General features: G+C 72.1%; 19 protein-coding genes and 1 riboswitch. Of the genes, 8 read left to right on the forward strand and 11 right to left on the reverse strand.

Annotated features, from left to right (window positions below; all coding sequences use genetic code 11):
* Window positions 1–2: 2 nt before the first annotated feature.
* Entirely contained in the window at window positions 3–1,937 is a 1,935-nt protein-coding gene (locus tag ABIE38_RS14415) for a penicillin-binding transpeptidase domain-containing protein (protein WP_354057410.1), read from the reverse strand.
* A 166-nt stretch (window positions 1,938–2,103) separates the two neighbouring features.
* Between ABIE38_RS14415 and ABIE38_RS14420 the strand changes: the two genes are divergently transcribed.
* Both ABIE38_RS14420 and ABIE38_RS14425 read left to right on the forward strand, forming a co-directional pair.
* Complete coding sequence (locus ABIE38_RS14420; RefSeq protein ID WP_354057412.1) at window positions 2,104–3,111, forward strand: dioxygenase family protein; 1,008 nt, start codon at window positions 2,104–2,106, stop codon at window positions 3,109–3,111.
* 47 nt (window positions 3,112–3,158) lie between these two features.
* Window positions 3,159–3,665 carry a DUF4112 domain-containing protein gene (locus tag ABIE38_RS14425; protein WP_354057413.1) on the forward strand — a complete coding sequence of 169 codons (507 nt, stop codon included), beginning with the start codon at window positions 3,159–3,161 and terminating at the stop codon, window positions 3,663–3,665.
* A 10-nt stretch (window positions 3,666–3,675) separates the two neighbouring features.
* On the opposite strand, the gene ABIE38_RS14430 is transcribed toward ABIE38_RS14425, so the two are convergent.
* From ABIE38_RS14430 to ABIE38_RS14445, 4 genes are all read right to left on the reverse strand, one after another.
* The gene (locus ABIE38_RS14430) at window positions 3,676–4,827 is read right to left on the reverse strand and encodes a hemolysin family protein (RefSeq protein WP_354057415.1); all 1,152 of its coding nucleotides are present in this window, start codon (window positions 4,825–4,827) and stop codon (window positions 3,676–3,678) included.
* On the reverse strand, window positions 4,824–6,182 hold the full coding sequence (locus tag ABIE38_RS14435) for a hemolysin family protein (protein ID WP_354057417.1): 1,359 nt from the start codon (window positions 6,180–6,182) through the stop codon (window positions 4,824–4,826). Before ABIE38_RS14435 ends, ABIE38_RS14430 begins: the two co-directional genes overlap by 4 nt.
* 184 nt (window positions 6,183–6,366) lie before the next feature.
* Window positions 6,367–7,245, reverse strand: a complete 879-nt coding sequence (locus ABIE38_RS14440) for a P1 family peptidase (RefSeq protein WP_354057419.1) — start codon at window positions 7,243–7,245, stop codon at window positions 6,367–6,369.
* A 54-nt stretch (window positions 7,246–7,299) separates the two neighbouring features.
* Window positions 7,300–8,559 (reverse strand): L,D-transpeptidase, encoded by a 1,260-nt coding sequence (locus ABIE38_RS14445; protein ID WP_354057421.1) that lies wholly within the window; start codon window positions 8,557–8,559, stop codon window positions 7,300–7,302.
* Window positions 8,560–8,810: 251 nt separating this feature from the next.
* On the opposite strand from ABIE38_RS14445, the gene ABIE38_RS14450 reads away from it, so the two are divergent.
* The 3 genes from ABIE38_RS14450 to ABIE38_RS14460 all read left to right on the forward strand — a co-directional run bounded on the left by ABIE38_RS14450 (window position 8,811) and on the right by ABIE38_RS14460 (window position 11,091).
* Entirely contained in the window at window positions 8,811–9,473 is a 663-nt protein-coding gene (locus tag ABIE38_RS14450; RefSeq protein ID WP_354057423.1) for an NAD(P)H-binding protein, read from the forward strand.
* A 7-nt stretch (window positions 9,474–9,480) separates the two neighbouring features.
* Window positions 9,481–10,014, forward strand: a complete 534-nt coding sequence (locus ABIE38_RS14455; RefSeq protein WP_354057425.1) for a hypothetical protein — start codon at window positions 9,481–9,483, stop codon at window positions 10,012–10,014.
* Window positions 10,015–10,125: 111 nt separating this feature from the next.
* Window positions 10,126–11,091 (forward strand): NADPH:quinone oxidoreductase family protein, encoded by a 966-nt coding sequence (locus ABIE38_RS14460; protein WP_354057427.1) that lies wholly within the window; start codon window positions 10,126–10,128, stop codon window positions 11,089–11,091.
* A 109-nt stretch (window positions 11,092–11,200) separates the two neighbouring features.
* On the opposite strand, the gene ABIE38_RS14465 is transcribed toward ABIE38_RS14460, so the two are convergent.
* Window positions 11,201–12,370, reverse strand: a complete 1,170-nt coding sequence (locus tag ABIE38_RS14465) for a pyridoxal phosphate-dependent aminotransferase (protein WP_354057429.1) — start codon at window positions 12,368–12,370, stop codon at window positions 11,201–11,203.
* A 45-nt stretch (window positions 12,371–12,415) separates the two neighbouring features.
* Here ABIE38_RS14465 and ABIE38_RS14470 point away from each other — a divergent pair, with 45 nt between their 5' ends.
* Both ABIE38_RS14470 and ABIE38_RS14475 read left to right on the forward strand, forming a co-directional pair.
* Window positions 12,416–12,877, forward strand: coding sequence for a Rieske (2Fe-2S) protein (locus ABIE38_RS14470; protein ID WP_354057431.1), 462 nt, complete (start codon window positions 12,416–12,418; stop codon window positions 12,875–12,877).
* Window positions 12,878–13,054: 177 nt separating this feature from the next.
* A riboswitch (FMN riboswitch) is annotated at window positions 13,055–13,248 on the forward strand.
* 94 nt (window positions 13,249–13,342) lie between these two features.
* Window positions 13,343–14,062, forward strand: coding sequence for a nicotinamide mononucleotide transporter family protein (locus tag ABIE38_RS14475; protein ID WP_354057433.1), 720 nt, complete (start codon window positions 13,343–13,345; stop codon window positions 14,060–14,062).
* 29 nt (window positions 14,063–14,091) lie between these two features.
* Here ABIE38_RS14475 and ABIE38_RS14480 read toward each other — a convergent pair whose 3' ends face one another.
* The 3 genes from ABIE38_RS14480 to ABIE38_RS14490 form a co-directional block, all read right to left on the reverse strand.
* The gene (locus ABIE38_RS14480; RefSeq protein ID WP_354057435.1) at window positions 14,092–15,387 is read right to left on the reverse strand and encodes an MFS transporter; all 1,296 of its coding nucleotides are present in this window, start codon (window positions 15,385–15,387) and stop codon (window positions 14,092–14,094) included.
* A complete protein-coding gene (locus ABIE38_RS14485) occupies window positions 15,384–15,995 on the reverse strand; it encodes a class I SAM-dependent methyltransferase (RefSeq protein ID WP_354057437.1) in 612 nt (203 codons plus the stop codon). Before ABIE38_RS14485 ends, ABIE38_RS14480 begins: the two co-directional genes overlap by 4 nt.
* 83 nt (window positions 15,996–16,078) lie before the next feature.
* Window positions 16,079–16,750, reverse strand: coding sequence for a PIG-L family deacetylase (locus tag ABIE38_RS14490; RefSeq protein WP_354057439.1), 672 nt, complete (start codon window positions 16,748–16,750; stop codon window positions 16,079–16,081).
* Window positions 16,751–16,811: 61 nt separating this feature from the next.
* Between ABIE38_RS14490 and ABIE38_RS14495 the strand changes: the two genes are divergently transcribed.
* A complete protein-coding gene (locus ABIE38_RS14495) occupies window positions 16,812–17,444 on the forward strand; it encodes a class I SAM-dependent methyltransferase (RefSeq protein ID WP_354057440.1) in 633 nt (210 codons plus the stop codon).
* Here ABIE38_RS14495 and ABIE38_RS14500 read toward each other — a convergent pair.
* Entirely contained in the window at window positions 17,419–17,955 is a 537-nt protein-coding gene (locus tag ABIE38_RS14500) for a hypothetical protein (RefSeq protein ID WP_354057442.1), read from the reverse strand. The two genes, ABIE38_RS14495 and ABIE38_RS14500, sit on opposite strands and share 26 nt — an antisense overlap.
* Window positions 17,952–18,890 (reverse strand): glucosyl-3-phosphoglycerate synthase, encoded by a 939-nt coding sequence (locus tag ABIE38_RS14505; protein ID WP_354057444.1) that lies wholly within the window; start codon window positions 18,888–18,890, stop codon window positions 17,952–17,954. Before ABIE38_RS14505 ends, ABIE38_RS14500 begins: the two co-directional genes overlap by 4 nt.
* Window positions 18,891–19,018: the final 128 nt, after the last annotated feature.

Consider the following 19,018-nt stretch of genomic DNA (forward strand, 5'->3'; position numbering starts at 1 on the left):
TCTCACCCGCGCGCGAGGGGTGCGGGCTGTCCTGCGGCGCCGAGGAACCCGGCGGCCATCGACACCGCGGGCCCCGAGGAGTCGGCTCCCTCGATGAGCACCGCGAGGGCGATGTCCCCGGTGGAACCGACGAACCAGCCGTGGGCGGGACCGGTGCCGACCTCGGCCGTGCCGGTCTTGCCCCCGAGTCCGGGGATCGAATTGGCGGCCGTCGCGGTGCCCGATCGGACGGTCTGCTCCATGTACCGGCGCAGGGTGTCGACGACTCCGGGGTCGAGCGGTTCCGGTGCGTCGTTGGCATCGCCGGTCATCCCGTCGACGACGTGCGGCAGGATCATCCGCCCGCCGTTTGCCAGCGAGGCCGTCATGACCGCCATCCCGAACGGGCTGGCCAACACCTCGCCCTGCCCGATCGCCGCTTCCACGCGGGCCGGGCCCTGCTCGGTGACGGGCACGGACCCGGTGAAGGTGTCCGCTCCGAGGCCGGGGGCGAAGAACCCGACGCCCAGGCCGAGCTTCGCGGCCGTGTCCTTCATGGCCTCCGGCGTCAGCCGGTCGCTGATGACGGCCTGGCTGGTGTTGCACGACCGGGCGAAGGCGGTCTCCAGCGGCACCGGGCCGAGCTCGAAGTCGTCGTCGTTGGGGATCGTGCGCCCCGACACGGTGACCGAGGCCGGGCAGGGCACGACCTCGTCCGGGCCCACGACGCCGGCCTCGAGCGCCGCGGCCGTGGTGACGATCTTGAACGTCGACCCCGGCGGGAAGCGGCCCTGCATGGACACCGGCCCCTGCCGGTCGGCGGCGGAGTTCTGTGCCACGGCCAGGATTCCGCCCGTCGAGGGCTGGATCGCCACGATCGACGCGCCCAGAGCGGAACCGTCCACCGCCTGCTGGGCCGCCCGCTGCATCGAGATCTGCAGGGTGGAGACGAGGTCCTCGACCCGGCCCACCGGGGCGCTGCCGAGCTCGATCGGTTCCGCGTCGGGATTGACGATCTCCGCGGTCCAGCCGCCCTCCGCCTGCAGCGCCTCGGTCCAGGCGTTGGGCAACCCGGTGAGGGCGGGGGAGTCCAGGGTCCGGTCGGTCCGGATGAGTTGGCCCTGCTCGGGCAGGCTCACGCCCGGGACGGCGGCGAGCTGCTCGCGGATCGGGTCGATGTCGGACGGTCGGAGCGCGACGAGCTGGTACGGCTGGTCCCCCGCCTCCGCCATTCCGTCCCGGATCGATTGCCCGGTGATCGTCGGCACCACGGGGTTCACCAGTGCCGCGACCGCGTCCGCCGACTCCACCGCCCCCGGCGCCAGGGTCACCGCTGTGACCGGCGTCCACTGCAGCAGCGGTTCGCCCGTGCGGTCGAGGACGGAGGTGTCGTAGTCCAGGATCTCGGAGAAGGCCAGGGTGCCCCCCGGCTCGAGGCGGGTGTCGAGGATCGTCGGCGCCCACTCGACCTTCCAGTCCTCGCCGACTTTGGTGGTCCGTGCCTCGCCGGTGGTCGTGACGATGCGGGGGGCGGCCATTGCGCCGCTGGTCCCGCCGGCCGGGGCGGAGCCCGCCTCGTCGTCGTCGGGCACGTCGTTTCCGGCCGTCCCCATGTCCCAGGTGATCTCGACCGGCACAGGGTCGCGGTCCGGGCGGCGGTCCCCGTCCGGGGTCCCGGCGGAGAGGGTGGGCGTGAATCCCATCGCCAGCACGTTGGCCTCGAGGGTCTCCTGCGCCGCGGCCGGATCGGTGGTGAGGGCGGCCGCCCCCGCGAGGTCGCCGCTGCTCAGCGCGGAGAGGAACTGCTGGAGTTCATCGGTGCCGGTGTCACCGGCCAGCGCCGCGCACCCGGCGCCGGTCAGCGCCACCGTCAGGGCGGCCGCGACGATTCCGGCGGCGGGACGGGGTCGGCGGCGGGCGCTGCCGCGGGGTCCGCGGCGCAGGGGCGTGGGCGTCATCTCTCCACGAAACCAGAATCACCGCCCCACCGCACCGGACGGGCCGGTCGACCACCCCGTGTACAGGGAACTCCCAGCGGACCCGCAGGGTGTTCCCGGCATCGACTCCTAGCGTCCTCACCAGTCCCGCCGGCAGGAGCCGGCGCACCACACCCCGGAGGCCCCGATGTTCACCCACCGACGATCCCGCGCAGTCGACACCCCCGACCATGCAGTGCACGAGCACGATCTGGGCCTCGGTCACGATCTGGCCGTGATGAACCGGCGCGCGGCGCTCCGCGGCATCCTCGGGGCCGCCGGGGTGGGGGCGGTGGGCCTGACGGTGGGGTGTGCGACGGACCCGAGCCCGGGAACCGCCACCGCCGGGACCACCACGACGGCGTCCGCCGGCTCGTCCGGGGCGTCGGCGGGCGAGTGCGTCGAGGCCGCGCCGGGGGAGACCGCCGGTCCCTACCCGGGCGACGGGTCCAACGGGCCCAACGTCCTGGTCGAGTCCGGCGTGCACCGCGCGGACATCACCTCGAGCTTCGGTGGCATGACCGGCACCGCGGAGGGTGTCCCCATGCGCCTGACCGTGGACCTGCAGGACCTCACCCGAAGCTGCGCACCGGGTGCCGGGATGGCGGTCTACCTCTGGCACTGCGACCGCGAGGGTCGCTACTCCCTCTACAGCGAGGGCGTCACCGACCAGAACTATCTCCGGGGTGTCCAGACCGCCGACGAGTCCGGCCGGGTGGAGTTCACCAGTATCTTCCCGGCCTGTTATTCCGGCCGGTGGCCGCACCTGCACTTCGAGGTCTACGACACCCTGGCCTCGGCCGTCGCGGGCGAGAACGCCCGGCTCACCTCGCAGATCGCCCTTCCCGCCGCCGTCTCCGACGCGGTCTACGCCCACGATCCCGGGTACAGCGCCTCGGTCCGGAACATGACCGGGGTGAGCCTGGAGTCCGACACCGTCTTCTCCGACGGGTGGGACGCGCAGATGCCCGAGGTCGTCGGGTCCCCCGCGGACGGCTACCGGGTCGCGATCACGATCGGTGTCGCCGCCGCGGAGGACAACGCCGCCGGCGCGGCCGGTGGGCCCGGTGGGCCCGGTGGGTCGCCGCCCGGTGACGCGGGCATACCCGGTGGGCCGCCGCCGGGCCGCGGTGGCGAGGCGCCCCCGTCCCCGTAGGCTCGGCCCCCATGACCAGCAGTCGACCCGACCCGGTGCGGTAGAAGGTGGCCGATCCCGTGGCGGCGGGGCGGCCCGCCCCCGAAGTGGTGCGGACCGCCTCGTCACCCGTGACCTCCGGCCTCGCGCGCGTCATGGACGACCTGGTGCGGATACCGGGCACCAGGTACCGCATGGGGCTGGACCCGGTGATCGGTCTGGTGCCCGTCGTCGGGGACGCGCTGGGGACCGTGGTCGCGGCCGCGGTGCTGGCGGAGGCGATCCGCAACCGGGTCCCCGTCCACATCCTGTTCCGGATGGGCTGGAACTACCTCGTCGACGCGGTCCTCGGGGTGATCCCCTTCGTGGGCGACGTGGCGGACGCCGCGCACAAGGCCACGTCCAAGAACCTGCGCCTGGTGGACCGGACCATCGCCGAGGGCAGGCGCGTGGACACCGACACCCGTGGCTACCTGCTCCGGGCGGTCGGCGCGGTGGGTCTGATGCTGCTGGTGTTGCTCGGCATGGCCGGGCTGGCGCTGTGGGGCCTGCTCAGGGTGATCGGACTGTTCTGACCCCGGCGGCTCACCCGGCCCCGTTGCCGGGCCCGCCCCCGGCCCCCGGGTCCGCGGCCTGGACCGAGGTCACGGGAAGGAGGCGCCGCACCACGTCGTCCAGCGTGAGGACCCCCCTCACCTCGGAGACGTGGGTGCCGGGGTGGCCGCCGGACTGTTCGACGACGACGAGGTGTGCCCGCGCCTCCCGCATCCGGCGGAACGCCTCGGCCACCGAGAGGTCGTGCTCGAGTGACAGGCTCGGCCGCATGAGCTCCCGCGCCGTGGCCGCCGACTGGATGTCGATCGCGTCCCGCGCGTGCACCACACCCACCGCGGTGTCGCTGTCCATCACCAGCAGACGCAGGTGACCGGTGCGGCGGGCCGTTTCGCGGATCTCCTCGGGTGAGGCGTCCACGTCGACCGAGGACATCTCCTCCGGGGCGGCGGGAGCGTCCACCCCGCGCTCGCCCAGCAGATCGCCCACGGTGAGCTCCTGCAGCTCCAGAGCGTTGAGTAGCTGCCGGTGGTGGGTGTCGTCGAGCGTGCCGGCCTCACCGGAGTGGCGCACGAGCTCGCGCAGGGAGTCGGCGTCCTGCCCGGAGGCCACCTCGTCGCGGGTCTCCACACCGATCCGGTGGAGTATCCGGTTGGCGAGGGTGTTGAGCAACACCAGCAGCGGGCGGGTGATCCAGAGGAATCCCCGCATCGGTATCGCCAACAGCGTGGCCGAGTACTCGGGGTGCGTGATGGACCACGACTTGGGGGCCATCTCGCCCACGACGAGGTGCAGGAACGTGACGATGAGCAGGGCGATGACGAACGCGATGACGTCGGCCGTCCAGTAGGGCAGGCCCCAGCCGGCGAACACCGGGGTGAGCCAGTGGTGGACGGCGGGCTTGGTGATGGAGCCGAGCGCCAGTGCGCACAGCGTGATCCCGAGTTGGGATCCCGCCAGCAGAAGAGTGAGCTCGGAGGCGTTGCGCAGGGCGGCCCGGGCGGAGGCGCTCGACGCCGCGGCGTCCTCGAGGCGGTGGCGACGCGCGGAGATCAGCGAGAACTCGACGGCGACGAAGAACGCGGACGCCGCGATGAGCACGATCGTGGCGAGCACCACGACGAGCGGGTTGCTCATGAGGCCCGATCCGGCCTCGGCGGCGAGCAGCGAGGTGGCGGGGTTCATCGCGCGGCCTCCTCGACCACGACGTGCAGTTCGGCGGGCACGCGTCGTTCGATCCGGCGCACCTCGGTCCGGAGGACCCGGTCGGCGGAGAACTCCTCCAACACGTCCGTGTCGGGGAGGGGGATGTCAACACGGTCGCCCAGCTCGGGCAGGTCCCCGGTCGTCTCGACCACGAGCCCGCCGAGCGTCTCGGCGTCCACCTCGGGCAGGGTGATCTCGAGCAGGCGCTCCACCTCGTCGAGATGGGTGTCGCCGGACAGGAGCCAGCCCAGACCCTCGCTGACCGGGGTCCCGGCGGCGAGCTGGGGATCGTGCTCGTCCGCGATCTCGCCGACGATCTCCTCTGCCATGTCCTCCATGGTCACGACACCGGCGAAGCCGCCGTATTCGTCCACCACCACCGCCATCTCCGATTTCTCGGCACTCAGTCGGGCGGCCACCTCCGGCAGGGGCAGGGAGGTGGGCACGATGATCGGCGCCCGCATCAGGGAGGACACCGCGGTGAGATCGGCCTGGTCGTCATCGCACACCGAGAGCAGGTCGTGGAGGTCCACGATGCCGATCACGTCGTCGGAGTCGTCGCCGACGACCGGGTAACGGGTGTGACCGGTCGCCATCTTGGACAGGACCTCGTTGACCGTGTCCTCCGCGCGGACCACATCGGTTCGGCTCCGCGGGATCATGGCGTGCTCGGCGGGTTGTCCGGGGAAGTCGAGCATCCTGTCCAGCAGATCGCTGAGTTCCTCGGACAGCTCGCCGGTCTCCTCGGACTCGGCGACGATGTGCTCCAGGTCGCGGGCGGTGGCGGAGTGTTCCTTGTCGTGCACCGGCTCGATGCCGACGGCCTTGAGCAGCGCCTCGGACGCCTTGTCGAACAGACCGATGAGCCAGCCGAACAGAGCGAGGTAGATCGTGGTGGACCGGGCCAGCCAGCGGGCGACCGGCTCCGGCTTGGCGATGGCCAGGTTCTTGGGCACCAATTCGCCGAAGATCATCTGGACGACCGTCGAGAACAGCAGTGCCAGCACCGTGCCGACCACCACCCCGACTCCCTGCGGCACGGACGCCAGGCCGAGGAGTTCGCCGATCGAGCGGCCGATGAGCGGTTCGGCCACGTAGCCGACGACCAGGGTGGTGACGGTGATACCGAGCTGGGCGCCCGAGAGCATGAAGGACGTGCGCCTGGTCACGCCGAGGACGCGCGCCGCCGCCGGGTCGCCCTTCTCCGCCGCGGCCCCCATCCGGGAGCGGTCGACGGCCATGAACGCGAACTCCTGGGCCACGAAGTAGCCCGTGAGCGCGGTGATCGCCAAGACCACCGCGACTCCGAGGAGTAGTGAGAGCGCGATGCTCATCCGGTGTTCCCCCTTCCGAGAAGGGGGCTGATAGATCGGGCCGGTGTGTCGGCTCGGCTCACTGGAGGTGCTCCTGCGCTTTCGTCGGGGTCGCCCACGGGCCAGTGCCCGGGGAGACTACCGATTGTCCCGCCCATCGCCGGAAATGTCGACTCCGTTCCGGCGTGTGGGGTCGCCGGGCGTGTCAGTGATCGGCGGAACGTATCGCCCGCGAGACGGCGTCGAGCGCCATCAGGCGGACCGTGTCGACGTCGGCGGCCACCTCGCCGGTGGCCACGGCGACGAAACCGTCACCGTCGTATCGGGTGTGCGGCGGTGTCAGTGCCCGGGCGAGCCCGTCGTGGGCGCCCTGTGCGACGACGAAGCACGCGGTCTTGTCCAACCTCGCGTTGGTCAGCACCACTCCGATGGTGGTGTGGACCCGATCGGAGGCGTAGTCGAACGGCGGGACCAGATTCGCGACACTGTCGAAATCCACCTCGGTGCCGCCCGGGTCGACGTCCCCGTAGGCGTTCACCGCACACAGTGCGCCCACGACCAGGTCGCCCAGCGTGCTCTCCGCGTACCGGATCCCGCCCGCACGGATGTTGTCCACCCCGCGCCACTGCGACGTGAACGCCCCGGTGCCCGCGCCGACCTGCCCCACCTCGAATCGCGGTCCGGTCGCCGCGACCGCGGCGGAGTAGCCGTCCTCCGCCGTCGGCCGGACCCTCGGGTCGCCGACCCCGAGGTCGAACAGCGCCAGGGTCGGCACGATCGGGACGCGTCCACCGGGAGTGGGCACGCCTCGTCCGGCCTCCTCGAGGAACCGCATCACCCCCTCGGCGGCGGCCAGACCGAACGCCGAACCTCCGGTCAGGAGAACCGCGTCGACCGACGTCACGGCCTTGTCGGGGGCGAGTGCGTCGAGGTCGCGGGTCGCCGGGGCGCCACCGCGCACCTCGCGTGAGGCCACCGCCCCCTCGGGGAGCAGCACCACCGTGCACCCCGTCTTCGCCGACGGGTCCGTCCAGTGGCCGATCGAGACTCCGGGCAGACGCGTCTGGGGTGAACGGGGCTCCATCGCGCAAAATTAGCGTGCCGACCATCCGACAGGCAACGGTATCGCCCGGTCCCTCTAGTCGGCGGAACCCTTCTGCCAGGTGCTCCACGGGACAGCCCAGTCACCGTTCTGCCAGATCCCCTGTTCCGGGCCGCCGGTGTTGCGGACCTCGACGATGTCCCCGGCGACCGCCTGGTCGAAGTACCACGCTGCGTCATCCGGGGAGAGGTTGAGGCATCCGTGCGAGACGTTGGTGTTGCCCTGGGCCCACATCGACGAGGCGAGGGCGTGGAAGTAGATGCCCTCGTTGGTGAGACGGACACCGTGGTCGACGGTCACTTTGTAGCCGACGTCCAGCGGCAGACCGTAGGTCGACGAGTCCATGAGCACCGTGCTGGCCTTGTCGAGGACCGTATAGACGCCCCGCTGGGTCCAGAAATGCATGCTCACACCGTTGTAGGTCGCCCACCCGCCCTTGCCCATCGACGTGGGCATGGTCTTGACCAGCTCCTGGTTGTGGTACACCGAGACCGTCTTGGTGACGTCGTCGGCGATGGCCACCCGTCGGTCACCGATGGTGAAGTCGACCTCCGCGCCCTCTCCGCCCCACTGGCCGCCGCCGAGGTTCCTGCCCTCGGTGTCCAGGTCCACGCGGACCCGGGTGCCGGTGGCGTAGTAGTCCCTCGGGCGCCAGTGCGCGGTGGCGTCGTCGAGCCAGAACCAGTTGCCCTCGACCGCGGGTTCGGTGGTGACCGTCATGTGCTTCTCCACGGCGGCGCGGTCGGCCACCGGCTGGTCGAATCTGGCGCCCACGATGATGCCGACGCCGTACTCCCGGCCCGACTCCAGCGCGCCACCGCCCGGGGTGACCAGGGTGGGGCTGATGATGGCCTGAGGACTGGCCATGGTGAACGTGCGCGTGTCGGTCCTCGGGCCACCCGTCGCGCCCCGGTAGGTGACGTCCAGGGTGTAGGTGCGCCCGTACCCGAGGGTGACCGCCGGCTCCCACGAGGTCGCGTCCCGCGACAACTCGCCCTCGATCTCCTTGCCCGCGTCGTTGGTGAGGACCACTTCGGTCAGGGAACCGTTCTCGACCCGGGCCCGGACACCGTCCACCACGGCGACATCCGTCGACCCGTCGGCCGGGGTGATCCGGAGTGTCGCAGGAACCGGCGCCTCCTGCGTCTCGGTCGGGGTGGTCTCCCCGGCCGAACCGGTGGGGACAGGGATGGTGCATCCGGTCGCAACGAGCAGGAGAGCCAGTAGCCCGGCGAGGATGACGAGGGGGACCTGCGCCGCCGAGCGCGAGAGGTACCCGGACCGGGACAAGGACATGCGTGACTCCGAGGAAGAACCGAGGGTGTACCGGTGAGCACCGGCTTATGTGCACATGATGCACGTCGGGTCCGACACGACGCGAACCCACACGGGCGCATCCGGCGTGTCGTTGTGGAGTTGTGACCGGATCGGGCCGGAAAGCCACCCAAACGTGAGGCGCGTCTCCGCATGGCGGCGTTCCGGCTACCGCCCCGCACCGCGCCACCGAGGAGGCACACGGAGCGGGGTGGAGGAGTACAACGGAGGCCATGAGTATCGAACGCCCTGTGACCATCATCGGCGGCCACGGCAAGGTCGCCCTCCGCGCCGCCCGGATCCTGTCGGACGCGGGCGCCCAGGTGAACTCCGTCATCCGGAATCCGGACCAGGCCGACGACATCCGTGAGGTGGGCGCGACTCCCGTCGTCGCGGATGTCGAGACGCTTGACGTGGAGGGCCTGCGCGAGGTGCTGCGCGACAGCGGCTCCGTGGTGTGGGCCGCCGGCGCCGGTGGCGGGAGCGCCGACCGCACCTACGCGGTCGACCGTGACGCGGCCATCCGCTCCATGGACGCGGCCGTGCAGGAGGGCGTCGAGAGGTACGTCATGATCTCCTACGACGGGGCCCGCACCGACCACGGAGTACCCGAGGACGATTCGTTCTACCCGTACGCGCAGGCCAAGGCCGCCGCGGATGCCCATCTCCGGGAGTCCGAGCTGCAGTGGACGATCCTCGGTCCGGGGATGCTCACCGACGACGCCGGCGGGGAGTCGATCGGCGTGGGCGCCGACAAGCGCGACGACCGTGCCACGAGCCGGGACGTCGTGGCCGCCGTCACGGCGGCCGTGCTGCGACGGCCGGACACCATCGGTCGCACGATCGAGTTCTCCGACGGCGAGACCCCCATCGGTGAGGCACTGACCAGGGAGTGACACGCGGGTGACCCGGCGGGGAGCGGCCGTCCACGAGGTGGGCGGGACCCCGCGCCGGGGGCGGCACGGTTATCCTCGACCGGTGCGGATCCTGGTGGGCGGCTCGTGGATCACCGTGTCCTGTGCACTTCTCACCGCGTTGTGGAGCGTTCCGCAGTTCCTCACCACCGGCACCGTCACCCTGAGCTCGCACCCGCTGTTCGTGGTCCTGTTCCTGTTCCCCGCCCAGATCGGGGTGCCGGTGTCCCTGCTCGTGGCACTGAACTCGGTACTGCTGTTCTCCCGCGGCCGCCTCGTCACCAGCCCGCGACGCTTGCTGGCCGGGGGCCAGATCCTCACGGTCGCGCTGTTGGGCATCTGCGCGTTGCTCCTGGTCCTGCCGACCACGTTCGGGCGGGAGTTCATCGTCATGGCGCTGGCCTTCCAGGTGGGGCAGGTCGTGGTGGCCGTGGGACTCGCCCTCCATCTCCTGCGGCGCCGGAGGTTCCGTCGGCGCCCGGAGGCGGCCGATCCGATCCCGCCGGTGCCCACCGATCCGTGAACACGTGCCCACCGACCCGGGAACCCGTGCCCACCGGCCCGTGACCCCCGGCCCGCGACACGGTCGGCCCTGTCCCGGCGAGGCTGGTGTCCGGGCTGACACTATGGGTCCATGCGTGCCATCCACATCTCATCCCATGACGGACCCGCCGCCCTCGAGGTGGTCGACCTCCCCGAGCCGGAGTCGGGAGCGGTCCTCATCGACGTCCACGCCGCGGGGGTGACCTTCCCCGAGGTGCTCCAGACCCGCGGGAAGTATCAGATGTCGCCACCGCTGCCCTTCGTGCCCGGCTCGGAGGTGGCCGGCGTGGTCCGCTCCGCTCCCGAGGGCTCCGGTTTCGCCGCCGGCGACCGTGTGTGCGCCTTCCCCGGACTCGGGGGATTCGCCGAGGTGGTCTCCACCGACCCCTCCCAGGTGTTCAGGCTGCCCGATTCGATGACCTTCGCCCAGGGTGCGTCGATCCCCATGAACGTCCTGACGGTGCACTTCGCGCTCGCCCACCGTGGCCGGCTCCAGCCCGGGGAGACGGTTCTCGTGCACGGCGCGGGTGGCGGAATCGGGATCGCCGCCACGCAGTTCGCCGTCGCGTCCGGCGCCCGCGTGATCGCGGTGGCCTCCTCCGAGGCCAAGCGGGAGCTGGCACTGAAGGCCGGCGCGTCCGACGCCGTCGCTCCCGAGGGTTTCAAGGATGCGGTGAAGGAGCTCACCGGCGGGAAGGGAGTCGACATCGTCGTCGACCCCGTGGGCGGCGACCGCTTCACCGACTCCATCCGGTCCCTCGGACAGGAGGGCCGGATCCTCGTGATCGGCTTCACCGGCGGCGAGATCCCCACGGTCAAGGTCAACCGACTGCTGCTCGGGAACAAGAGCGCTGTCGGGGTGGGCTGGGGCGAGTACTGGATGAGCAACCCCGGTTACCTGCAGAAGCAGTGGGCCGAGGTGGAGCCGCTGTTGGCCGCCGGAAAGCTCGACCCGCTCGTCGGCGCGGAGTTCCCGCTGGAGCAGGCCACCGAGGCCCTGGAGCTCATGGACGGCCGTGGCGCGGTCGGCAAGATCGTGCTCACGACCGGACGCTGAGCCACCCCGGCCTCGGAGCCGTCGCCGTCAGCGTCATCGTCACGAGCGTTCCGAGCACCCGCCTCCCGGTAGACGTGTTCGGAACGCTCGTGGCGACAGTCTTCGGGAGTCAGTCCGCGAGCGCGCGGAGCGCGCGGAGCCTGCGGCCGGCCTCCTCGAGGACCTCGGGCCGCTTGCAGAACGCGAACCGCACCAGGTGCGACCACTCGTCGGAGTAGGCGTCGGTGAACGGCGCGAACGGCACCGCCGCCACGCCGATTCGTCCGGGCAGCTCCAGGCACCAGGACGCGGCATCGGTGACTCCGAGTGGACGCGGGTCCGCGGTGAGGAAGTAGGTCCCCTGGGTGACGGCGAGGTCCAGCCCGACGCCCGTGAGGATGTCGACCAGCCGGTCCCGCCGGTCCTGCATCTGCCCCCGTAGTGCCCGGATCCACCCGTCCTCGTGACGCAGGGCGTGCGCGACGGCGAGCTGCAGCGGTGTGCCGGCGGTGTAGCTCATGTACTGCTTGGCGGCCCGGACGCCCGCGACCAGCTCGGCCGGCCCGGTCACCCATCCGATCTTCCAGCCGGTGCAGTTGAGCATCTTGCCGGCGCTCGAGATCCGCAGGGTCCGCGCGGCCATCCCCGGCAGGGTGGCGATCGAGACGTGCTCGTTGTCGTCGTAGGTCAGGTGTTCGTAGACCTCGTCCGAGATCGCGATCGCGTCGAACTCGTGGCACATCGCCGCGATCTGCTCGAGGTCCTCCCGCGGCAGCACCGCTCCGGTGGGGTTGTGCGGAGAGTTGACCAGCACCGCCCGCGTCCGCGGGGAGAACGCCGCCCGCACAGAGTCCACGTCGAGCCGGAAACGGTCGCCCGAGCGGACCATCCTCGCCGCGCGCCTGGTGGCCCCGGCCATCGCGACGGTGGCGGCGTAGGAGTCGTAGTACGGCTCGATCACCACCACCTCGTCGTGGGGTTCCACCAGGCCGATCACCGCACCCGCGATCGCCTCCGTGGCGCCGACCGTCACCAGCACCTCGGTGTCCGGGTCGTGGACCAGACCCGTGTGCGCGGTCTCGTGCGCGACGATCGCGTGCCGGAGCTCGGGTACCCCCGTCCCCGGCGGGTACTGGTTGTGGCCCTCCCGCATCGCGCGCACCGCGGCCTCGATCATCGACGCGGGTCCATCGGCGTCCGGGAAGCCCTGTCCCAGGTTGACGGCCCCGAACCGCACCGCGAGTTGGGTTACCTCGGAGAAGATCGTGGTGGCGTGGGGCTCGAGACGGCGGACGGTCATGTCGCCAGCCTAGGTCCGCCGTCGGCGCCCGATACGATGGACCACATGACCGAGCACCCCGCCGCCGCACCCGTCACGGTCGGACCGTGCACGCAGCGCCGCACCGTCCTGGCCGCCCTGCCCGGGATCATCCTGCTGCCGGGGATCGCCTCGGCGTGCGGGATGACCCAACCCGCGGAGCCGGCGTCGACCGTGCAGCAGACGACCGAGGTGCAGGCCAGCACGATTCCCGCCTCGGACGTGCCCGTCGGGACCGCCAAGCAGGTCAAGTCCGGCGACGCCACGGTGATCGTCGCGCAGCCCACCGAGGGTGAGTTCGTCGCATACTCGGCCCGCTGCACGCATCAGGGTGGGACCGTCCAGGTGGTCCGCGACCTGCATCTGCGGTGCCCGCTCCACGGCGCCGAGTACGACGCGACCGACGGCAGCAACACCCTCGCGCCGGCCCCGCGGCCGCTCGACGTGGTCCCGGTGACCGAGGCGAACGGCCAACTGACCATCGGCTGACCCGGGCTGAACCGCGGTCGTGAGGCGCGGGGCCACCAGCACCCGCCCCGCATCGAGAAGAGCGTTCCGCACCCATCGGTCGAGTGAGAATGCGCCGAACGCTCTTGTCGATGGCGTGGGCCAGCGGCGCTCCGCCCGCCGAGTTGCGGCGGCGCATTCGGCAGGAGTAGAACGGGAACACGTTCTCAGGGCGGGGTGGAACTCCCCACCGGCGGTGATGTCACCGGCTCCATGGCCGGGGGCGAGCCCGCGAGCGCCCCGCACACGCGGCGGGCCGGACATCGGGTCCGGCCGGGCCACAGGCGCGGGGGTCAGCAGACCCGGTGTGATCCCGGGGCCGACGGTCATAGTCCGGATGGAAGAGAACAACGTGTCCCCGAGGGACCGCGGCCCGGCCGTGGAACCGTGGGCGACGCGGAATAAGCCCTGGGCCGTGAAGTGTTGAGCCCGTGAAAGGGGCACACGATGAGCCTTCTCGTGGAATTTCTCGACGCGCAGTTGATGATCGGCGGAGTGCCGATCCTGTGGCGCGAGATCATCGGCAACGTCTTCGGCCTGGCCGCCGCGATCGGCGGGATGCGCCGCGTGGTGTGGGCCTGGCCGGTGGGGATCGTCGGCAACCTCACGCTGCTCACCGTCTTCCTCGGTGGCGTCTTCCACACCCCGCAGGATGTCGACCTCTACGGTCAGGCCGGTCGGCAGGTCATGTTCCTCGCCGTCGGGCTCTACGGCTGGTGCCGCTGGTCGCGGGACCGGCGGATCAGCGCGGCCCTCCCCGGGCAGGCGGGGGCCCGGGTGGTCGCGGTCCATCCGCACTGGGCCACGGGCCGGCAGCGGGCGGGGCTCGTTTTGGGGATGATCGTCGGCACCCTGGTCTTCGGCTGGATCTTCTCCGAGCTCGGGTCGTGGGGCCCGTGGGCCGACGCGTGGATCTTCACCGGCTCGATCCTGGCCACCTACGGCATGGCCCGCGGGTGGACGGAGTTCTGGCTGCTGTGGATCGGCGTCGACATCGTGGGCGTGCCGCTGTTGCTCAAGGCCGGGTACTACCCGTCGGCGGCGCTCTACCTGGTGTACGGGGCGTTCGTCATCTGGGGATTCGTGGTGTGGTGGCGTGTCGACCTGGCCGAGCGGGCGGGGCAGTCGCCTCCCGGGCAGCGCTCAGAGCAGGTGGCCGTGGGCTGACGCCTGCCGCCGGGGCTCCGCCGAGGGTGTCAGCCCGCCGTGACCCGGGCGGCCCCCGCCGCACGCCGCGGTCGCACGGCTGCCACCACGATCAACGACAGGGCAGCAAGTGAGAACCCGAGCCCGCGGAACTCGATCCACGCGAACACCAGCCCCGAGAGCAGGCCCCCCGCCGCGCCGGACAGCGCCACGGCCACGTCGGCCTGGCCCTGGACGGTCGCGCGAACCGAGAGGGGAACGGAGGTGGTGAGGACGGTGGTGCCGGCCACCAGACCCAGGCTCCATCCCAGCCCCAGCAGGATCAGCGCCGTGGTGACCAGCACCGTCGACTGCGGCGGGGACACGGCGGCGAGCACGCCCGAGGTCAGCAGCACCAGACCCGCCGAGACGGCGACGAGGCGCGTGCCGAACCTGTCCACCAGGTAACCGGACAGCGGCGCCGGCAGGAACATCGCCGCCACGTGCAGGGAGATCACCAACCCCACCACGGTCACAGCGTGATCATGCGCGCGCATGTGGACCGGGGTCATGGTCATGAGACCGACCATCACGAACTGCGTCAGTGCCATCACCGCGACTCCGGTGATCACGTCGCCCGTCCAGACGCGGGCGGGGGCGGGCGCCTCGGCGTGGGACGACGTGATCGACGACGTCGACGAGGGGGTCGCCGAGCCGACCGCCGCCGTCTCCCGCCGCCGCGCCTCGAGCAGCGGATCCGGCCGCAACAGCAGGGAGATCACGAGCGCCGCGCCGCCGTAGGCCACCGCCGCGAGGAGGAACGGTCCGGCCAACGGGAGCAGGCCGAGCGACTCGGCGACAGCGCCCGTCGGGCCCACGAGGTTGGGGCCTGCGACGGCCCCCGCGGTGGTCCCCAGCAGGACATAGGACAGTGCCCGACCGCGGCGCTCGGGGGTGGCCAGGTCGGCTCCGGCGTAGCGGGCCTGCAGGTTGGTGGCGGTCCCCGAGCCGTAGATGACGAACGATAGGAACAGCAGCGGCAGGGAGTCGATGGCCGTCGCCGCGACGATCCCGATCGCCCCGAGCGCGCCGAACGCGAAGCCCGCGGCCAATCCGGGGCGCCGACCCCGCGCCTGGGACAGCTTGCCCACGGCGACCGCGGCGAGCGCGGACCCGCCGGTGAACAACGCGGCGGGCAGGCCGGACAGGCCCGGTCCGCCGAGCAGGTCCTCGGCGAGCAGCGCGCCCACGGTCACGCCGGCGGCCAGTCCCGCGCCGGCGAGCAACTGCCCCAGTACCAAAACGGTCAGGACCCGCCGCTGCACCCGGTCGAGGGTCTGAACGGCGCCCCCACGCTCCCGGGTCACCTGTCGACCCAGGATCTGGCGTGGAGGAGCACGTCGACCGCGGTCGCCTTTCCCGCCGGCCTCAGGTCGTGACGCAGTGACACCACCTCGAGCCCCTGGGCGCCGAGGGCCAGGTCCGCGATCCCGGGGAGCACCGTCGGGTCCTGCGGCCCGCCGACGCCGCGACGCAGGTTCTCGGCGGCGTGTCCGAGGTACACCAGGTGCCCGCCGGGGCGCAGCCATTCGCCGGCGTTGCGCAGGACACGGGTGAGGCTCTCCATCTCCAGGTGCAGGAACCCGATGACGACGAGGTCGACGGACTCCTCCGGTGACCAGGTGGTGGCGTCGCCGACCACCCAGTCGACGCTGCCGCTGCGGCCGTCGTCGGAGTCCTTGGCGCGGGCCTGGTCGATCGCGACCTCGGAGAAGTCGACCGCCGAGACCTGCCACCCGTGCGCGGCCAACCATCGCGCGTGCCTGCCGTCGCCGCACGCCAGGTCCACCGCGGTGTCGACGGGCAGGCCGGCGTCCTCGGCGCCCGTCACCTCCGCGACGATGCGTGCCGCGGGGGTGGTCCCCCACACGTCGGGCTGGGCGAGGTATCGGGCGTTCCAGTCGGAGGCGTCCACGTGCGGCGGTCCTTTCGGTACTGCGTCTCGTTGGTGGTGAGTCTCATCGGTGCTGCACCCGGGCGCGCCCGGGGCCGCACGAGTCAGGGACGTCGGAGCCACCGCAGGTTTTCGTCGTCGCCCTGCAGCTCCAGTCTCCTCCACAGGACACTGCTCGGCACGGCCTGGCTCGGGTGGCACTCCACAGCGGCGAGTTGTGCCGTGCGGTCGACGGTCAGTGACAGGTCGATCTCGCCGCCGGGCCGACCGAGGAATCCGGCGTACCCCTCGCCTGCGAGCCTCCGGCAGATCTTCTCCGGGAGGGTCCACGCCACCACGGGGAGCCCGTGCCGGTCCCCCGCCCGAACGGCCGCCGCGGTGGCCGCCACGTGGTCCGGATGACCGGTGATCCCGGTGGAGTCGAAGACGACGAGGCCGTCGGGCCGGGTCCGCGCCAGTGCGCGCTCGACCTCGTCGTCGAGCACGGACGGCTCGAGGTCTGTCAGGCCACCGTCGGGCAGATCTCGCAACGTGACCCGCCTCGCCCCGAGGGCGTCCGCCGCGGCGCGGAGTTCGTGTTCCCGGATCTGCGAGAGGTCGCCCTCCACGCCGTGGAGCGTGGAGGCCTCGCCTCGGGTCAGGCAGAGGACGTCCACGCCCGCGCCGCCGTCGGCGAAGGTCGACAGCACGGCGCCCAGGCCGAAGGACTCGTCGTCCGGGTGGGCGACGACGGCCAGAACTGAACCCCACTGCGGGAGTCCGGTCTTCTCGGTCATCTCCGCGTTCCTCTCCTCGAGCGGTTCCGGAACTTTTCGATACCCGGTACCGTATCGCTTCATGGGTGCCTCTCGCGAACGGTCGGATGTCTCGCTCTTCGCGCGGGTCTGGGTGGCGGCCGGCCCGGTGCTCGAGCGGGTCGGACTCGCCAGGGCTCGGAGTCGGCTGGTGGACGGACTGTCGGGGACGGTCGTGGAGGTGGGTGCGGGCAGTGGCGTGACGTTCCAGCACTACCCACCGGAGGTCACGAGGGTGGTGGCGATCGAACCGGACCCCCACCTCCGTGCACACGCTCGGCGCTACGCGGCCCGTGCGTCGGTGCCGGTCGAGGTGGTGGATTCGGTGGCGGAGTCCCTCCCGCTCGCCGACGGCGAGGCCGACGCGGTGGTCTTCGGGCTCGTCCTGTGCACGGTCCCCGACGTCCCGGCCGCCCTGGCCGAGGCGGACCGGGTACTCGCCCCCGGGGGAGAGCTACGACTGCTCGAACACGTGCGGGCGAAGGGCCGACTGGGGCGCGTGGCCGACCGGATCACGCCGGTGTGGAGCCGGCTCGGCGGGGGATGTCGCCCGAACCGGGACACCGGTCAGGCGCTCGCCGAAGCCGGGTTCGACGTCTCGGGGCTCAGGACCCGACCGTTTCCGCCGGTGCTCCCGCTGACCCCGATGCTCAGCGGCGCGGCGCGGCGTCGGTAGCGGTATCGGTACGGCCGTCCACCGCGCACGCGCCGTCCATGCAGGGACGCGCCCGCCAGCGGTAGACCACGGCCCCGGCGAGCAGCAGCAGTGACACGGCTGCGAGCCACGGCTGGAGCGGTGCCCACACCCCGAGTGCACCGGTGGTACCCAGCAGGAGCAGCACGATCTTGTTGCACACGGGGCACGCCACCGCGAACCACGCCGTCATGACACCGGCCGTGACGAGGCCGGGACGGTCTGCCCCGCCCCCGCCCCCGCCGGCCGCGGTGCCGGTCTCGCGCGCGGACCTGATGCCGAACCAGGCCGCGGTGAGCAGCACCGTCGCCGCGAGAACGGGGTACTCCCACCAACGCACCGGAATCTCACGACCGAAGATCGGATTGGGCAGGATGTCCGTCGGGAGGCCGACGACGAGGAACGTCGCGAGTGCCGCCAGGGCCGCACGGCCGGGAGCGAGGACCGCGGAGGGCCGGGGCCGGACCGGGGCGGGAGGCGCGGTAGCGGTCACCGGGTCAACTCCTCGCGGACCTCGCGCATCGGGGGCCGCTCGCCGGGCGAGACGTTGATGGTCTCGGCGCGGAACCCGCCCCCGACCGGATCGCGTCGATGCAGCGTGAGGGTGTCACCCGGGACGTGGGCATCCGGTGCCCGACCGTGGCGCCGCAGGCGGCTGAGCACCGCGAGGTGCTGGTGCATCGCCATCACCGCGAGGGCCGAATCGGGCGAGTGGCGGTGTGTGCGCCGACCCAGGTCCACCTGGGCGAGCGCATCCAGGCCGAACGCCTCGAACAGGTCCACCAGGATCCCGATGTCCACCCCGTACGCACCGGCGAAGGGGATCGACTCGAGAGCCTGTCGGGTCCCGGCGTACTCGCCGGCCAGCGGCTGCACGAACCCGGCCAGGGCGGGCCAGTGGGCGGCCAGCAGCGGTCGGGCGACGAGCTCGGTCACCCGGCCCCCGCCCGCCGGCAGGACGGTTCGCCCGTCGTCGAGCGGACGCTCGTAGGCACCCTTGCAGAACACCACCCCGGGCTCGGTGAGCAGCGGTCCCAGCAGGCCGGTCGCGAACGCGGGGTCGAAGTCGCGCAGGTCGGAGTCGAGAAAGGCGACGACATCACCGTCTGTGGCGGCGAGGGACTTCCACAACGCCTCGCCCTTGCCCGGGACGTCCCCCAGCGCGGGCAGCACGTCCCCCTGCGCCACCACCCGGGCGCCGGCCGCGCGGGCCACCGCCGCCGTGCCGTCGACGCTGTGGGAGTCGACCACCACCAACTCGTCGATGAGTGGCACCCGCTCGACCAGCTCGGACCGGAGCGCGGCGACGATCACGCCGACCGTCGACTCCTCGTTCCGCGCCGGGAGCACGACGGACACCCGCCGACCGGCCTTGGCCGCGACCAGGTCCTCGGCGCGGAAGTCTCCGGCCAGGTAGGTGCGTCGCACCGACCAGTCGCGGGGGGGGGGGGGCCCCCCCCCCGGGGGGGGGGGGGGGGGGGGGCGCCCCGGCCCGCTCGAGGCCCCGGGATAGGACGGGCCCCCGCCCGGGGGGGGAGCCCGTGACCCGGGGGTGG

Source organism: Dietzia sp. 2505, from assembly GCF_040546785.1.
Classification (GTDB): Bacteria; Actinomycetota; Actinomycetes; order Mycobacteriales; family Mycobacteriaceae; genus Dietzia.

Coding starts and splice junctions, on each gene's coding strand:
- ABIE38_RS14415 (WP_354057410.1), bottom strand. CDS start 1,937: ATGACGCCCACGCCCCTGCGCCGCGGACCCCGCGGCAGCGCCCGCCGC.
- ABIE38_RS14420 (WP_354057412.1), top strand. CDS start 2,104: ATGTTCACCCACCGACGATCCCGCGCAGTCGACACCCCCGACCATGCA.
- ABIE38_RS14430 (WP_354057415.1), bottom strand. CDS start 4,827: ATGAACCCCGCCACCTCGCTGCTCGCCGCCGAGGCCGGATCGGGCCTC.
- ABIE38_RS14435 (WP_354057417.1), bottom strand. CDS start 6,182: ATGAGCATCGCGCTCTCACTACTCCTCGGAGTCGCGGTGGTCTTGGCG.
- ABIE38_RS14440 (WP_354057419.1), bottom strand. CDS start 7,245: ATGGAGCCCCGTTCACCCCAGACGCGTCTGCCCGGAGTCTCGATCGGC.
- ABIE38_RS14445 (WP_354057421.1), bottom strand. CDS start 8,559: ATGTCCTTGTCCCGGTCCGGGTACCTCTCGCGCTCGGCGGCGCAGGTC.
- ABIE38_RS14450 (WP_354057423.1), top strand. CDS start 8,811: ATGAGTATCGAACGCCCTGTGACCATCATCGGCGGCCACGGCAAGGTC.
- ABIE38_RS14460 (WP_354057427.1), top strand. CDS start 10,126: ATGCGTGCCATCCACATCTCATCCCATGACGGACCCGCCGCCCTCGAG.
- ABIE38_RS14465 (WP_354057429.1), bottom strand. CDS start 12,370: ATGACCGTCCGCCGTCTCGAGCCCCACGCCACCACGATCTTCTCCGAG.
- ABIE38_RS14470 (WP_354057431.1), top strand. CDS start 12,416: ATGACCGAGCACCCCGCCGCCGCACCCGTCACGGTCGGACCGTGCACG.
- ABIE38_RS14475 (WP_354057433.1), top strand. CDS start 13,343: ATGAGCCTTCTCGTGGAATTTCTCGACGCGCAGTTGATGATCGGCGGA.
- ABIE38_RS14490 (WP_354057439.1), bottom strand. CDS start 16,750: ATGACCGAGAAGACCGGACTCCCGCAGTGGGGTTCAGTTCTGGCCGTC.
- ABIE38_RS14495 (WP_354057440.1), top strand. CDS start 16,812: ATGGGTGCCTCTCGCGAACGGTCGGATGTCTCGCTCTTCGCGCGGGTC.